The following is a 14392-nucleotide window of genomic DNA, read 5'->3' as shown; positions in this document are numbered from 1 at the left end:
CACTTGACCGCTCGGGAGTGTTTTTGAGGGATCAACTCGCCGCGAGGAGCGAACTGCTCGCGCAGCTCACGTCCCATCTCACCGGCACCCAGGTCGCCGGCCGCACGTTCCGTCCTTCCTGCAAGGCCCTGCCGCCTCCCGTGGTCGCCGTCGTCGGCGGGCGCGGGATGGGTAAGTCGTACGACTTCGCCTGGCTGCGGGACTCCTGCGGACCGGTCACGCCCACCGCGTACCTGGACTGCGCCGACGACGCGCTGCGCACCGGCGCGGCCGAGTCACCGGAGTCGCGTTCGCTGGTGACGGAGGCGCTGCGGCTGCTCGGCATCGGCTTCACCAGCGCCGGGCCCGCACGTGCGCCGACGCTGCACATGACCCGGCTTTTCGCGGGGCTCGTCGCGGTCGCCTCCGGAACGTGGAACGCCGACCAGGACGAGCGCATCGCCGCCGAGCTGCGCCGCCTGGAGCTGATCTCGCCGTCGCGCGGCAACTGGGCGGCGGTCGTGCAGAGCTGGGTGGCCAAGCTGATGGCGGCGTACGCGGCGCTGCCGATGCCCCTGCCGCCGGTGCAGAAGTTCATCGAGGTGTCGGTGGAGGTGCTGCTCCAGGAGCTGTTCCAGCGCGGCAGCCGCAAGGCCGTCGGCTGGTACGGGGCCTACCCCGGCGCGCAGGGCAGCGCCCGCTGGGGACTGACCCTGCTGGGCAGCCACTTCCGGCTCGGCGGCGACCAGCGGCGGCGCGCCGAGTACTTCCTCGGTCAGGCGCTGCGGGCCGACCTGGACGAGGCGTACCGGACGACCGGGGGCTGGCTGCTGCGCACCGGCCGGCCGCTGATGCTGCTCGACAACGCCCACGACGAACTGGGCGAGCAGCTGGTGCGCGACTGCCTCACCCACCGGTCGACCGGGCATCCGGACCGGGTGGTGGTGTACGCGGCGTTCCGGCGCGGCGACCCGCCGGTCCTCCAGGGCGCGCACCGGCTGGCGTCGCTCAGCTCCGCGGTGGGGCTGGCGGGCGGCCGGGGCGACGGGCTGTGCGTGCACCCCATGGTCGTGGTGCCCTATCCGCCGCTGCCGCCGGCCGGCCCCGAGACCTCCGACGGGCTGCTGAGCCATGTGGATCCGGACGCGATGCTGCCGCCCGGACTGCCGCGCGCGCTCTACCGGTTCACGGGCGGACGACCGCTGGCCATGACCCGGATGACGGACGCGATCGAGGAGCTGCGGACGGCGGCGAACGCCGCCGTGCCGCCCGGTCCTTCGGGCCCGCCCGCGCCGACCGCCCTGGCGACGCTGACACTGCGGTCGCTGCTGCGGCACCGGCCGGCGACACCGCTTCAGCCGGCCACCGGCCCGACGGTGGCCGAGGCGCTGCGGGAGGAACTGGTCCCCGGGGAGCTGGGCGAGCTGCTCACCCGGGTGTCCCCCGCGGCGGACGCGCGCTCCGCCGAGCTGCTGCTCCCGGCGGCCGCCGGCATGACGACGCCGGAGCTGCGCCAGGCGCTCGACGCGGACGGATGGCCGCGCTGCGACCGGCACTTCGTGGCCGACCACTGCCTGCGCACCCTGCTGCTCCACCGGCTCTACCACCTGGATGCCGACCACTCGTCGTGGCTCGGCATGCACTCGCGGCTGGTGATGCACTACGCGGCGGCCGGGCCCGCCTCCTGGCCGGCGTACCACCACGAGCTGGCGATCGGCCGGACCGGGGGCGCGATCGCGCACCTCACCGGCTCGCTCGGCCGCGCGGACACGGCGGCCTGGCTGGACGAGCTGCTGCACATCGCGTCCGCGCCGGGTTTCGAGGGTCTCGCGGAGCGGCGCAGGCTCGCCTTCACGGGCGGGCACCGTGAGCCGGACCGGCGCGTCGAGCGGCTGCTGAACGCCGCCTGGCTGGCGCAGGACTGGCTGGAGCTGCCGGAGGCGCGGCTGGAGGCGGCGGTCCACGGGGCGCTGCACGCCCTGCGGGACGACGTCGCCGACAGCTCCGTACTCACCGACGCCGCCACGCACTGGGCGGAGAGCATCCGGTCGGGTCGTCCGCTGCGGGAGTGCGACTGCTCCCGGCGGAACCGGGCGAGTGGGGGGACGGACTGATGAACAACCTGACGAAGATCCTCATCGGGGTCGGGGCCGTGACCGCGATCGTGCTGGGCGTGCTGCTGGGACCGGGCGTCCTCGACCCGGACCGCTCGTGCGCGACGGGCGTGGCCCGACCCGAGGGCAGCGACGAGTGCATCGGTGTCTCGGCGACCGGATACGACTTCCGGGTGAAGGAGATCCGGGAGGTCGCCCGCGCGATCGCCGCCGAGAACAAGACGGCGGAGGACTCCGAGCAGTTGACGGTCTCGGTGGCGGTGATGATGCCGTTCAGCTCCAAGGCGCCCGAGCAGCTCAAGAAGATGCGGCACGAGCTCCAGGGCGTGTACGTGCAGCAGAAGCTCGCCAACCGGGCGGAGGGCCGGCCGCCGAAGATCCGGGTGCTGCTGGCCAACACCGGTGACCTCGGCCGCTACTGGGAGGAGGTGGTGAACCAGCTGGTCACCATGGCCGACGGCCCCGAGCAGCTGCGGGCGGTGACCGGCATCGCGACCAGCAACACCGCGAACAAGCAGGCCGTCGCCCTGCTGGCCCGTCATCACATCCCGATGGTGGGCTCCACCATCACCGCCGACGACATCACCAACATCCCGGGCCTCGCACGGGTCTCGCCCACCAACAAGGACGAGGCCCGCGCGCTGGTGTGGCACGCCAAGTCCGTCGACCGCACCGCGCTGCTCGTGTACGACACGAATCCGGACGACCGCTATGCGCAGACGCTCCGGGAGGCGTTCAACGAGCAGCTGCCGGACCAGATCTACGAGCCGACGCAGTTCACGTCCGGCAAGGAGCCGGACAACCCGGGCAATCTCGGCAACGTCTTCAACAGCATCGCCCACTACATCTGCGACACCGAGGCCCACACGGTCTTCTTCGCCGGCCGCCACACTCCGCTGCGCATCTTCGTCTCCGAACTCGGCAGGGCGGGCTGCGCGAGCCGCGGTTTCACCGTGCTCACCGGCGACGAGGCGTCCTACCTGGGCGCGGACGACAAGATGGACCGGCAGGCACTGGCGGTGCGGCCGGGCGAGAAGAAGCCGCGGGTCACGCTGAAGTACGCGGCGCTCGCCCACCCCGACGCCTGGGTCGAGGCGCCCGGGCGGCCGCTGCCCGCGACGGGCGGCTCGGGGGCGGCGTACCGGCAACTGGCCGACGGCATCGCCGAACTGCGCTCCGAGATCGGCCCGAACCAGCTGCAGGACGGGCAGACGATCATCGGCTACGACGCGATGGCGACGGCCGTGCAGGGCATCCGGCGCGCGACCGGCACCTCCGCGAAGGCACCGGCGCTGACCGATGTGACGGCCCAGTGGCCGCACCTGACGGGCTCGCTCCGGGTGAACGGCGCCAGCGGCTGGATCTGCCTGGACAACTACGGGAATCCGCGGAACAAGGCGGTGCCGATCGTGCAGCTCGCGGCCGACGGGACGCTGCAGTTCAAGGAGTTCTCCTGGCCGGACCAAAAGCCGCCGCCACCGGACTGCATCGCCCGGAAGGACTGACCCGCTCCGCGCTAGGGGGTGTCCGGCGGATCAGGGCCCCGGCCAAGATCCGCCGGACAGCCCCTAGGCGGCGGCGTAGGCGTCCCGCAGCTGCTGCCAGCGGTCGGCGGTCCAGGTCGACCAGTCGGTGGTCGGCCTGCCCTCCAGCGCGTCGACCAGCAGCTCGAAGTGGTGGTGCCAGCCGGCCAGGCAGTCGAGCAGCACCTCGTCGTCGCACCGCAGTTCGTTGGTGAAGCGGAGCACCGTGCCGTCGTCGCCGTGGGGCTCCAGGTGGAAGCGGATGCGGCCGTGCACGGTGACCGTGTACTCGGCGACCCGCTCCACGTCCCACGCGGTGACATGGCCCTCCGCGACGGTGTGCCGACCGTCCGCGTCGGCGTTGAGCCAGCGCAGGGTGACGGCGCCGCCGATTCTCGGTTCGAGCGGGTCGGCGGCGCAGAGCCAGGTCGGCAGACCTTCGGGGGTGGCGACGGCGGCCCATACCCGGATCACCGGATGCGGCAGATGCAGCTCGTACCGCAGCAGGTGAGTGCCGTCGTCCCGGGTCTCGGTGGTGCCCTGGGGGATTACGTCACTCATGCCTCCAGCGTCGCGCGCGGGCGGCGCGGACGCTACCTCACCCGAGAGCCTCAGACCCCCGCGTACGAGTGCAGGCTGTTCACAAACATGTTCACGCCGTAGTAGTTCCACAGGAAGCACAGGAACGCGATCAGCGCGATGTACGCGGCCTTGCGGCCCTTCCAGCCGGCCGTCGCGCGGGCGTGCAGGTAGGCGGCGTACGCGACCCAGGTGATGAAGGACCAGACCTCCTTGGCGTCCCAGCCCCAGTAGCGGCCCCACGCGTCGCCGGCCCAGATCGCGCCCGCGATGATCGTGAACGTCCACAGCGGGAAGACGGCCGCGTTGACGCGGTAGGCGAACTTGTCGAGCGAGGCGGCCGAGGGCAGCCGCTCCAGGACCGACGTGGCGAACTTCCCGGGCTCCCCGCCGCGGGCGAGCTTGCGCTCGTAGGCGTCGCGGAAGAGGTAGACCACGGCGGCGACCGCACCGAGGTAGAAGACGGCACCGCAGAAGATCGCGGTGGAGACGTGGATCCACAGCCAGTACGAGTCGAGGGCGGGCACCAGCTGGTCGCTCTCGGTGTACAGGTACGTCACGGCGAACCCGAGGTCCAGCAGCACGGTGGTGACCAGCGGCAGACCGGCCCAGCGGATGTTCTTGCCCGCCAGCAGGAGGACCAGGTACACACCCACGGCGACCGTGGAGAACGTCGTGGAGAACTCGTACATGTTGCCCCACGGCGCGCGCCCCACCGACAGGGCGCGGGCGACGACGCCGGCCGCCTCCAGCAGGAAGGCGAGCGCGGTGAGCGACACGGCGATCCGGCCGTACAGGTCGCCCTGCTCGGTCCCGCCGTGCGCACCGGGGCCGTCGGGCACGTCCCGGGCGCCGCCGGCGGCCCGGGTGACGACCTTCGGCTTCTCCAGGACCGTGGTCCCGCCCGCCTTCGTGACCGTGACGGCGGGGGCGGCGGCCTCGTCGGCGGGGGCGGTGAGCGCGGCGGCGGTGCGGGCCACCTTGCTGCGGCTGCCGAAGAGCCACTCGGCGATGTTCGCGAAGAAGGCCAGCGTGTAGACGGCCATCGACGAATAGATCAGGTAGTTGCTGATCTCCGCCAGGTTCTCGTTGGCTGCGGCGGCGGTTGCGGCGGCGAGAGTCACTCCTTGGCCCCTTCGGCAGGAACAGCAGAACGATCAATGGGCTGAGGCGCCGTCGGCGCCGTCGAATGGAGGATGGCGGCCAGGTCGGCCAGTTCCTCGGGAAGCTTCGCCGACTCGCTGCGGCCGAGCCCGGCCATCTCGACGACCGTCACGCCGTCCTCACCGCGCACGGCCCGCACCCAGACGCGGCGGCGCTGGATGAACAGCGAGGCGGCGAGGCCCGCGATGGCGGCGATCGCGCCGGTCAGCGCCCAGCCGGTGGCCGGCTGGCGGGTGATCTGGAAGGTCGCCCACTCCTTGACCTCCTTCTCGAAGGTGATGGAGCCCGCGCCGTCCGGCAGCTTCATGGTCTCGCCGGGCAGCAGACGCTGCTTGAGGATCTCGCCCTCGGCGTCCTTGAACTGCTTCATCTTGCGCGTGTCGAGCTGGTACACGTTCTGCGGCAGTCCGGCGTCGACGCCGAGGCTGCCGTGGTATCCGGTGAGCGCCAGCACAGGGAACTCCAGCCCGGGGAACTGGGAGAACATGTCGCCGTTGCCCTCGCCCGCGAACGTCGGCACGAAGAACGCCTGGAAACCGAGCTGGCTCTTCCTGCCGGTCTTGTCCCGGTAGCCGTCCATCACCTTGATGGCGCCGGTCGACGTGATGTTGTTGTCGATCGGCAGCAGCGGCACGGCGTCCTGGAAGACGACCTTGCCCTTGCCGTCCCGCACGGTGACTACGGGGGCGTACCCGTGGCCGTTGAGGAAGACCTTGGTGCCGTCCACCTCCAGCGGCTTGTTGACCTCGATGATCTGCTTCTTCTCGGTGCCACCGGGCCCGGACCAGGTCACGGCCGCCTCGTAGGTGCGCGGCGTGCCGCGCTGCGGCCCGCTCTTCGCGTACGTGCCGGTGAAGCTGTCCAGGCCGAAGCTGAAGGGGGACAGGTCGTCCGTGTCGAACAGCGAACCGGACTTGAAGTCGTCGTACTGCGTGAGCGTGTTGGAGAAGCCACCGCCCTCGACGACCAGCTTGCCGCCCTCGGACTTGAAGAGCTGGCCCGCGGCGAACGCCACCAGCATCACGATCAGCGACACATGGAAGACCAGGTTGCCGGCCTCGCGCAGATAGCCCTTCTCCGCGGCGACCGCGTCGCCCGCCTCGTGGGCGCGGAAGCGGCGCGTGCGCAGCAGGGCGAGCGCCGCCTCGCGCACCTGCTCCGGCCCGGCCTCGGTCCGCCACGTCGTGTACGCGGGCAGCCGGGTCAGCCGCCGCGGCGCGCCCGGCGGGCGGCTGCGCAGCTGGCCGACGAACTGCCAGGAGCGGGGCACGATGCAGCCGATGAGGGACACGAACAGCAGGATGTAGATCGCCGAGAACCACACCGAGCTGTAGACGTCGAAGAACTGGAGCTTCTCGTAGAGGGGCCCGAGGACCTCGTGGCGGTCCTTGAACGCCTGCACCTTCATCTCGTCCACGCTGTTCTGCGGGACGAGGGAGCCGGGGATCGCGCCGAGCGAGAGCAGGAAGAGCAGGATCAGCGCGACCCGCATGGAGGTCAGCTGCCGCCAGAACCAGCGCGCCCAGCCGATCACCCCGAGGGCGGGGCCGCCGAGGGCCTGGTCCGCCGTGTTCTCGACGGGGGCGGTGGACAGCTGGGCACCGGCCTCGCCGAGTTCGCGTTCGTCGGTCCCGTTCATGGAGGTGCCGTTCATGGAGGTCTTGCTCATGGAGGTCTTGCTCATGGACTCAGATCCCCACCGTGAAACCGTTGGACCAGCTCTGCATGGACTGGACCATGCTGTCCCAGACACCTGTGAGCAGCAGCAGACCGGTCGCGATCATCATGATGCCGCCGATCCGCATCACCCAGGCGTAGTGCCGCTTGACCCAGCCGAACGCGCCGAGCGCCTTTCGGAAGGCCACCGCGGCGAGGACGAACGGAAGCCCGAGGCCGAGGCAGTAGGCGACGGTCAGCAGCGCCCCGCGGCCCGCGCTGGCCTGGTCCGCCGCGAGGATCTGGACGGACGAGAGCGTCGGTCCGATGCACGGCGTCCAGCCGATGCCGAACAGGGCGCCGAGCACGGGCGCGCCCGCGAGCCCCGACACCGGACGCCTGTGGATCCGGAACTCGCGCTGCGTGAGCCAGGGCATCATGCCCATGAAGAACACGCCGAGAAGGATCATCAGCACGCCGAGGATCCGCGAAAGCAGCTCCCGCTCGCTCTGGAGCGTGGAGCCGAAGTAGCCGAAGAGCGCGCCGCCGGAGACGAACACGGCGGTGAAGCCGAGGACGAACAGTGAGGCGCCGGCGACCATCCTGCCGCGCCGCGCCTCGGCGAGATCGGTGCCCGTCACCCCGGTGACGTACGAGAGGTAGCCGGGGACGAGCGGCAGCACACACGGCGAGAAGAAGGAGACGAGTCCGCCGAGCACGGCGATGGGCAGCGCGAGGAGCAGTGCGCCGCCGAGGACCGTCTCGTTCAGTTCGGACGCTGCGGCGAGGACTTCCACAGGATCACTTCTCCGCGATCAACGGGTCGATGATCTTGTGCAGTTCTTCGTCGTCGAGGGCCTTGAGCGAACGGGCCGCGATCTTTCCGTCCCGGTCGAGCACGATCGTGGAGGGAATGGCCTGCGGATTGAGGCTGCCCTTCGGGAAACCGTTGACGATCAGTTTGCCGATCGGGTCGTACAGGCTCGGGTACTCGATTCCGTAGTCCTTCTCGAAAGCGAGCGCCGGGCCCTTGTTGGTGTCCCGGGTGTTGATCCCGACGAACTCGACGCCCTTCGCCTTGGTCTCCTTGGCGACCTTCGCGAAATAGGGGGCCTCGGAACGGCAGGGCGGGCACCACGATCCCCACACGTTCATCACGACGATCTTGCCCTTGAGGTCGGCGACGTCGAGCTGTTCGCCCTCCAGGGTCTCGCCCTTGAGCTCGTTCGGGGACTGCCGCTCCCCCTTGGCGACGGTGGAGATGCCGCCGGAGCCGGTGACGAAGTTGGTGTCGCCGCCGCCTCCGGACTTGCCGCCCTCACCGCAGGCCGACAGGGTGAGCGCACCTGCGGCGACCAGGGCGGTCAGCAGGGCGGCGCGGGGGGCACGGCTGAGGCTCATGTGAAAAGTTTCGCATGGCCCCGGCCGCGATCTTCCGCACCCCCCTGCCTGCCCGATAAGGCCCGTTGTCAAGAAGCCTTAAGGAATGCGTTCCAGCCGCCCGCGGGGGCCTGGCCGACCTCAAGGGTGCGCAGTTTCGCGAGCACTCCCGGATCCTGCACATCCAGCCAGTCGCAGAACTGCCGGAAGGAGACCAGCCGTACGTCCTTCTTGCCGGCCATGCCCTTGAGCGCTTCCTCTACGGCGTCCATGTAGATGCCGCCGTTCCACTGTTCGAAGTGGTTGCCGATGAAGAAGGGCGCGCGATTGGACTCGTAGGCGCGGGTGAATCCCGCGAGATACGCCTCGGTCGCCTGCCTGCGCCAGCCCGGAAAACGCGAGGGCACGCCCTGGGTCGCGTTGTGGGACTGGTTGGCGAGCATGTTGTAGTCCATGGAGAGCACTTCGAAGGAATGCCCGGGGAACGGCACCTGCTGGAGCGGCAGATCCCAGATGCCCAGCCGCTTGTCGGGCCACATCTGGCGGCCACCGGGCGAGGAGGCGTCGTAGCGCCAGCCCAGCTGCTTGGCGGTGGGCAGCAGTTTGTCCTGGCCGAGCAGACAGGGAGTACGGCCGCCGACGAGTTCCTTGCGGTAGTCGAAAGGCAGCGGATCAATGTCGTGCCAGCCGCTGTTGGTGCGCCATTCGGTGACGAACCTCACAGCCTGGTCGACCTCACTGCGCCAGTCCGCGGACGACCAGTTGCCGACCGATCCGGATCCCGCGCAGAAATGCCCGTTGAAGTGGGTGCCTATCTCATGGCCGTCGAGCCATGCCTGGCGCACGTGTTTCAGCGTGTCCTTGATGTGCTCGTCGGTGAGATAACCGATGTCGGACGCGCCGATCGAGTTGTTCGGCGGGCGGTAGAGCGACTTCTTCGACTCGGGCAGCAGATAGATCCCCGAGAGGAAGAAGGTCATCGCCGCGCCGTGGTTCCTGGCGAGTTCGAGAAAACGCGGGAAGAGTCCGTTGCCGACCTCGCCCGCCCCGTCCCAGGAAAAGATCACGAATTGCGGCGGCGTCTGCCCCGGTTCCAGTGGAACGGGACGCTCCGGCTGGTGGGGCTGCTTGCCGGTGTCGGCCGTGGAGCCGTCGCCGATCGGCCGGCCCTCTGCCGCGGACGGCGAGGGCTTCTTACCCCCGCCCTGGTCACCGCCCCGCCCGGGCGCGCCACCTCCGGCGCTGCCCGGGCCACTGGAGCCGCAGCCCGCCACGGCGACCGCGGCCGCGGCCCCAAGTCCCGCTCCGAGCAGACCCCGTCGAGTGATGTCGCGCATATCGTCCCCATCCGCGCTCCCCTGGTCCGGGGGAGCTTTCCAAACCGGCACAGGGAGAGATGCGGTGCGGAACGCGGAGGTTCCTGACATGCGGGACGGGTTTTTCTACGCATTTTCCCGGGAGGCTGCACGTTTCCCGGGAGGCGCCACGTTTCCCGGGCGGCTGCACGCTTTCCGGGAGGCTGCACGCTTTCGGCGCGGCAGCAGGCTTTCGGGACGCTACGCGCCGAATGCCTTCGACTTGCCCTTCACGGGCTTGGCACCGGCGAGAAGATGCGGCGGAACGAGATCGCGGGCCGGCTCGGAGTATCCGACCGAGACAACCCTGTTGCCCTCGTAGGTGAACGAGGTCAGCGAGGCCAGCGTGCACTGCCGGCGCCGTGGGTCGTGCCACAGCCGGCGCCTCTCGACGAAGCTGCGCACCACCCAGATGGGCAACTGGTGGCTGACGCACACCGCCTCGTGTCCCCGGGCCGCGTCCCTCGCCGCCTCCAGCGCGGCCGTCATCCTCTCGACCTGCTCCACGTACGGCTCGCCCCAGGACGGGCGGAACGGGTTCGTCAGGTGCTTCCAGTTGGCCGGCTGGCGCAGAGCGCCGTCACCCACGCCGAAGGTCTTGCCCTCGAAGACGTTGGCCGCCTCGATCAGCCGCTCGTCGGTCTCGAGGGTCAGCCCGTGCGACTTGGCGATCGGCTGGGCGGTCTCCTGGGCGCGCTCCAGCGGGGAGGCGACGACATACGTGATGTCCCGCTCCGCCAGATGGTCGGCGACCCGGTCGGCCATCTGCCGTCCGAGTTCGGACAGGTGGTAGCCGCTGCGGCGGCCGTAGAGGACACCGTCGGGGTTGCGCACCTCGCCGTGGCGCATCAGATGGACGACGGTGATGTCCCTGCGGCTCATGCGGTGGCCTCCGCGGCGGCTCGGGCGGCCGCGGGCAGCGCGGCCGCGATCCGCTCGATCGCCCGCTCGTCGTGGGCGGTCGAGACGAACCAGGACTCGAACGCGGACGGCGGCAGGTAGACGCCGTCGGCGAGCATCGAGTGGAAGAACGCGTTGAAGCGGAACGCCTCCTGCTTCTTCGCGTCCTCGTAGTCCCTGACCTCGGTCGGGGTGAAGAACACGGAGAACATGTTGGACGCCGTCTGCAGCCGGTGCGCCACGCCCTCCTTGGTCAGGGCGTCCCGGACCAGCGCCTGGATCTCGCTCGAGACCGCGTTCACCTTCTCGTACGCGGCGTCGTCCAGCAGCCGCAGCTGCGCGAGGCCCGCGGCGGTCGCGACCGGGTTACCGGACAGCGTGCCCGCCTGGTAGACGGGACCGGCCGGCGCGAGGTGCGCCATGACGTCCCGGCGGCCGCCGAACGCGGCGGCCGGGAACCCGCCGCCCATGACCTTGCCGAACGTCATCAGATCGGGCACCACGCCGTCGACGCCGAACCAGCCCGCCTTCGAGGTGCGGAAGCCGGTCATCACCTCGTCGGAGATGTACAGGGCGCCGTTCTTCGCGCAGGCGTCCTTGAGCCCCTGGTTGAAGCCAGGCCGCGGCGGCACCACGCCCATGTTGCCGGGCGACGCCTCCGTGATCACGCACGCGATCTCGCCCGGGTGCGTGTGGAAGGCGGCCTGCACGGCCTCCAGGTCGTTGTAGGGCAGCACGATCGTGTCACCGGCCTGCGCACCCGTGACCCCGGGCGTGTCGGGCAGGGCGAACGTGGCCACGCCCGAGCCCGCCGCCGCGAGGAGCGCGTCGACGTGCCCGTGGTAGCAGCCGGCGAACTTGATGACCTTGGACCGGCCGGTGAAACCGCGGGCCAGCCGGATCGCCGACATCGTCGCCTCGGTACCGCTGGAGACCAGCCGTACCTGTTCGACGGGCTCGACGCGGGCCACGATCTCCTCGGCGAGAGCGACCTCGCCCTCGCCGGGTGTGCCGAAGGAGGTGCCGCGGGCGACCGCCGCCTGCACCGCCGCGATCACCTCGGGGTGGGAGTGCCCGAGGATCATCGGCCCCCACGAGCAGACGAGGTCGACGTACTCACGGCCGTCGGCATCGGTCAGGTACGGGCCGGTGCCGGACACCATGAACCGGGGCGTACCGCCCACGGCGCGGAAGGCACGGACGGGAGAGTTCACGCCGCCGGGCGTCACGAGGGACGCGCGGTCGAAAAGCGTCTGCGAAACTGGGGCGTCATAGGGAAAGCTCACGGAAACCATGGTCTCAGAGGCCCGGGCGATCTTGCGGACAGGTGTTTCACCGCACGTTCGTGGGGGAGGTCACTGTCACGATGATCTGGTTGCGCGGCGGGGGCTGCGAGTGGTCGGGTGGAGATATGCATCGCGGTGGCGGACTGGGCGAGGGGACCGACGACCTGGGTCCTGAGCCTGCCCGGCGCGGAAAGCACCGGCGAGGCGAAGCGGATGATCCCGTGGGAGGCAGGAGCGGCCGGTTGGGGGTGACGTACAAGTACTTCGGTGCGCCCGACGGGGCCACCGCCGCACGGGTGCCGATCTCGATGCGCCCCGAGGAGCTCGGCGGCGACGAGCTCGGCATGGGCGGGATGTTCACGAAGATCAAGCCGGAGACCATAGCCGCGATGGTGCTGACCGGCATCCAGGGCATGCCGCTGCACAAGGTGCCGCCGCTGGAGCTCGTGGTGCTGCACCCCGATTACGCGGTGGTGAAGCTGCCGATGACCGTGGTCGACCCGCTGCGGGACATCGGCGAGGAGTCGGTGGGTGCGGCGGCCTTCATCTGGTCGACGGTCCCGGACCGGGGCGGGCCCCGGGACGCGTTCAACGTCTACCAACTGCTACACGAATGGCAGGATTTCAGCCATCGTCTGCACGAGGCGGGCCACCAGCCGTACTGCCTGGTCTGGCCCTGATCCCGCGCGCCCACTCGCAGGTCCGGCGAGACGACCGGTGGACCACGGCGGCCGGCCGAGTCTGGTCTGACCTGACCCCGCGCGCCCCTCGCCTGTCCGGTGAGACGACCGTCAGACGACCGGCGGCCGGCCGAGCCGGGCCATGAGCCACACCGTGCTCCACCGCATCGGACGACGCTCGCCGCACGGCGTGCGGACGCCCTCGGCGAACCCGCCGAACCAGGCCCGCAGGCCCGGCGCCGAGCGGGTGCGCGCCAGCGTGAGCGCGGTCCACGAGCCCAGGTAGAGCGGGACGAGGAGGGCCGGCAGGTTCCGCTTCGCCAGCCAGACGCGGTTGCGGGCGGTCATCCGGTAGTAGACGCCGTGCCGGGTCGGAGGCGTACGGGGGTGCTGGAGCACCAGCTCGGGGGCGTAGAGGATCTTCCAGCCGTCGTCCAGCGCGCGCCAGGCGAGATCCGTCTCCTCGTGCGTGAAGAAGAAGTCGTCCGGCCAGCCGCCGACCCGCTCCAGCATCCGCATCGACAGGGCGTGCCCGCCGCCGAGGAACGTGGTCACCTGGCCGCCGCGCAGCGGATCGGTCCTCCCGATGCGCGGCACGTGCCGGCGCTGGGTGAAACCGGTCTCGTCGGCGATGCGGAAGCTGACGATGCCGAGCGCGGGGTCGGCGTCGTACATCGCGGCGATACGGCTGAAGACGTCCGACTCGATGAGCAGCCCGTCGTCGTCGAGGTCCACGAGCACGTCGACGTCGCCGAACTCCCGCAGCCGCTCCATGGCGACGTTGCGCCCGCCGGACACCCCGAGGTTCTCGGGGAGCTCGACGCCCGTGACGCCGGGGGGCAGTTCGGGCAGCGGGGCGCCGTTGGAGACGACGACGACGCGGGTGGCGGGGTGATCCTGAGCGGCCACCGAGTCGAGCAGCGCCCGCAGTTCGGCAGGGCGGGAGCCCATCGTCAGTACGGCCACACCCACACGCGCTCGGGACACGTCCACATCTCCATCTGTTGCCGGTCGTGACCCGCGAGCTTAACGGTGTCCGTCCGGCAGATGTACGGAGGTGAGCGTGTCGGGGGCGCGGGGGTGGCTTGCGCGCGCCTGCCCGTGGTTGCCGCGGGCGCCCCTAGGCCGGGCGCCACTCCGGGTCGCGTCCCGTCAGCGCCAGCAGCCGGTCGAGGTCCGACGCGCCCGCTCCCCCGTCCGGCAGCGGGTACTCCTCACCGAAGACACCCATCCTGCGGGCGGTCGGCGCGAGCTCCGCGAACGCGGTCAGCACCTCGCGCACCACCACCGGGTCCGGCGTGTACTCCTTCTGCCCGGTGGCACGCGCCAGATCCCAGGCGTGCACGGCGAGGTCCCCGAGCGCCATCCGACCCACGAGGCCCGCAGGCATGTTCATGGCGCCTGTGGTGCCCTGGTCCGCGCCCGGCGCCGCCCATGCCTCGACGAGCGCCTCGGTCTCCGCCGCGAACTCCTCGCGCCAGTCGCCATGGCCGACGCGGTCCGGCGCCGTGGAGAAGTCGGTGTCCTTCTTGGCCGCCAGCCGCCGGAAGTTGACCACCACCTGGAAGAGGTGATCGACCAGGTGCCGTACGTCGTACTCGGTGCACGGCGTCGCGTCGCCGAGCCGGTCGTCGGCGATGCCGCGCACGACCGGCACGGAGCGTTCCGCGGCTGCTCGCAACAGGCCGCTGATGGTGTTCGTCATGCGTCCGACCGTAGGCAGCGGCGCCTCCCCCGTCTTGAAGAAACGCGACACCGCCCCGCATAGGATCGGGC

13 protein-coding genes are annotated in these 14392 nt (G+C 70.6%); 3 read left to right on the top strand and 10 right to left on the bottom strand.

The window, feature by feature from the left end; genetic code table 11:
- Window positions 1-23: 23 nt before the first annotated feature.
- Window positions 24-2093 (top strand): hypothetical protein, encoded by a 2070-nt coding sequence (locus tag ACF08N_RS31225; protein ID WP_392328071.1) that lies wholly within the window; start codon window positions 24-26, stop codon window positions 2091-2093.
- Complete coding sequence (locus ACF08N_RS31220) at window positions 2093-3598, top strand: ABC transporter substrate-binding protein (RefSeq protein ID WP_392328070.1); 1506 nt, start codon at window positions 2093-2095, stop codon at window positions 3596-3598. The genes ACF08N_RS31225 and ACF08N_RS31220 overlap by 1 nt, the downstream gene beginning before the upstream one ends.
- 63 nt (window positions 3599-3661) lie before the next feature.
- On the opposite strand, the gene ACF08N_RS31215 is transcribed toward ACF08N_RS31220, so the two are convergent.
- From ACF08N_RS31215 to hemL, 8 genes are all read right to left on the bottom strand, one after another.
- Window positions 3662-4177, bottom strand: a complete 516-nt coding sequence (locus tag ACF08N_RS31215) for an SRPBCC domain-containing protein (RefSeq protein WP_392328069.1) — start codon at window positions 4175-4177, stop codon at window positions 3662-3664.
- A gap of 50 nt (window positions 4178-4227) precedes the next feature.
- A complete protein-coding gene (gene ccsB, locus ACF08N_RS31210) occupies window positions 4228-5319 on the bottom strand; it encodes a c-type cytochrome biogenesis protein CcsB (RefSeq protein ID WP_392328068.1) in 1092 nt (363 codons plus the stop codon).
- Window positions 5316-7028, bottom strand: a complete 1713-nt coding sequence (locus ACF08N_RS31205; protein WP_392328129.1) for a cytochrome c biogenesis protein ResB — start codon at window positions 7026-7028, stop codon at window positions 5316-5318. Before ACF08N_RS31205 ends, ccsB begins: the two co-directional genes overlap by 4 nt.
- 19 nt (window positions 7029-7047) lie before the next feature.
- Window positions 7048-7812: a cytochrome c biogenesis CcdA family protein gene (locus ACF08N_RS31200; RefSeq protein WP_392328067.1), complete on the bottom strand. Its 765-nt coding sequence runs from the start codon at window positions 7810-7812 to the stop codon at window positions 7048-7050.
- Between the two features lie 4 nt (window positions 7813-7816).
- Window positions 7817-8416, bottom strand: coding sequence for a TlpA family protein disulfide reductase (locus tag ACF08N_RS31195; protein ID WP_392328066.1), 600 nt, complete (start codon window positions 8414-8416; stop codon window positions 7817-7819).
- Between the two features lie 68 nt (window positions 8417-8484).
- On the bottom strand, window positions 8485-9732 hold the full coding sequence (locus ACF08N_RS31190; protein WP_392328065.1) for a hypothetical protein: 1248 nt from the start codon (window positions 9730-9732) through the stop codon (window positions 8485-8487).
- Between the two features lie 219 nt (window positions 9733-9951).
- Window positions 9952-10632 carry a histidine phosphatase family protein gene (locus tag ACF08N_RS31185; protein WP_392328064.1) on the bottom strand — a complete coding sequence of 227 codons (681 nt, stop codon included), beginning with the start codon at window positions 10630-10632 and terminating at the stop codon, window positions 9952-9954.
- Window positions 10629-11945, bottom strand: coding sequence for a glutamate-1-semialdehyde 2,1-aminomutase (gene hemL, locus ACF08N_RS31180; RefSeq protein ID WP_392328063.1), 1317 nt, complete (start codon window positions 11943-11945; stop codon window positions 10629-10631). Before hemL ends, ACF08N_RS31185 begins: the two co-directional genes overlap by 4 nt.
- 116 nt (window positions 11946-12061) lie before the next feature.
- On the opposite strand from hemL, the gene ACF08N_RS31175 reads away from it, so the two are divergent.
- Entirely contained in the window at window positions 12062-12616 is a 555-nt protein-coding gene (locus ACF08N_RS31175; protein WP_215185445.1) for a hypothetical protein, read from the top strand.
- Between the two features lie 111 nt (window positions 12617-12727).
- Here ACF08N_RS31175 and ACF08N_RS31170 read toward each other — a convergent pair whose 3' ends face one another.
- Together ACF08N_RS31170 and ACF08N_RS31165 are read right to left on the bottom strand one after the other, a co-directional pair.
- Window positions 12728-13603, bottom strand: coding sequence for a glycosyltransferase family 2 protein (locus tag ACF08N_RS31170; RefSeq protein WP_392328062.1), 876 nt, complete (start codon window positions 13601-13603; stop codon window positions 12728-12730).
- A 133-nt stretch (window positions 13604-13736) separates the two neighbouring features.
- Entirely contained in the window at window positions 13737-14321 is a 585-nt protein-coding gene (locus ACF08N_RS31165) for a TIGR03086 family metal-binding protein (RefSeq protein WP_392328061.1), read from the bottom strand.
- Between the last annotated feature and the right edge of the window lie 71 nt (window positions 14322-14392).

The organism is Streptomyces sp. NPDC015127 (assembly GCF_043080095.1).
Lineage (GTDB): Bacteria > Actinomycetota > Actinomycetes > Streptomycetales > Streptomycetaceae > Streptomyces.
This window is presented reverse-complemented; position numbering and strand designations above follow the sequence as displayed.

Bases quoted from the DNA above. Each gene is read 5' to 3' on its own strand.
- ACF08N_RS31220 (WP_392328070.1), top strand. From the start codon at position 2,093: ATGAACAACCTGACGAAGATCCTCATCGGGGTCGGGGCCGTGACCGCG.
- ACF08N_RS31215 (WP_392328069.1), bottom strand. From the start codon at position 4,177: ATGAGTGACGTAATCCCCCAGGGCACCACCGAGACCCGGGACGACGGC.
- ACF08N_RS31205 (WP_392328129.1), bottom strand. From the start codon at position 7,028: ATGAGCAAGACCTCCATGAACGGCACCTCCATGAACGGGACCGACGAA.
- ACF08N_RS31195 (WP_392328066.1), bottom strand. From the start codon at position 8,416: ATGAGCCTCAGCCGTGCCCCCCGCGCCGCCCTGCTGACCGCCCTGGTC.
- ACF08N_RS31190 (WP_392328065.1), bottom strand. From the start codon at position 9,732: ATGCGCGACATCACTCGACGGGGTCTGCTCGGAGCGGGACTTGGGGCC.
- ACF08N_RS31185 (WP_392328064.1), bottom strand. From the start codon at position 10,632: ATGAGCCGCAGGGACATCACCGTCGTCCATCTGATGCGCCACGGCGAG.
- hemL (WP_392328063.1), bottom strand. From the start codon at position 11,945: ATGGTTTCCGTGAGCTTTCCCTATGACGCCCCAGTTTCGCAGACGCTT.
- ACF08N_RS31175 (WP_215185445.1), top strand. From the start codon at position 12,062: ATGCATCGCGGTGGCGGACTGGGCGAGGGGACCGACGACCTGGGTCCT.
- ACF08N_RS31165 (WP_392328061.1), bottom strand. From the start codon at position 14,321: ATGACGAACACCATCAGCGGCCTGTTGCGAGCAGCCGCGGAACGCTCC.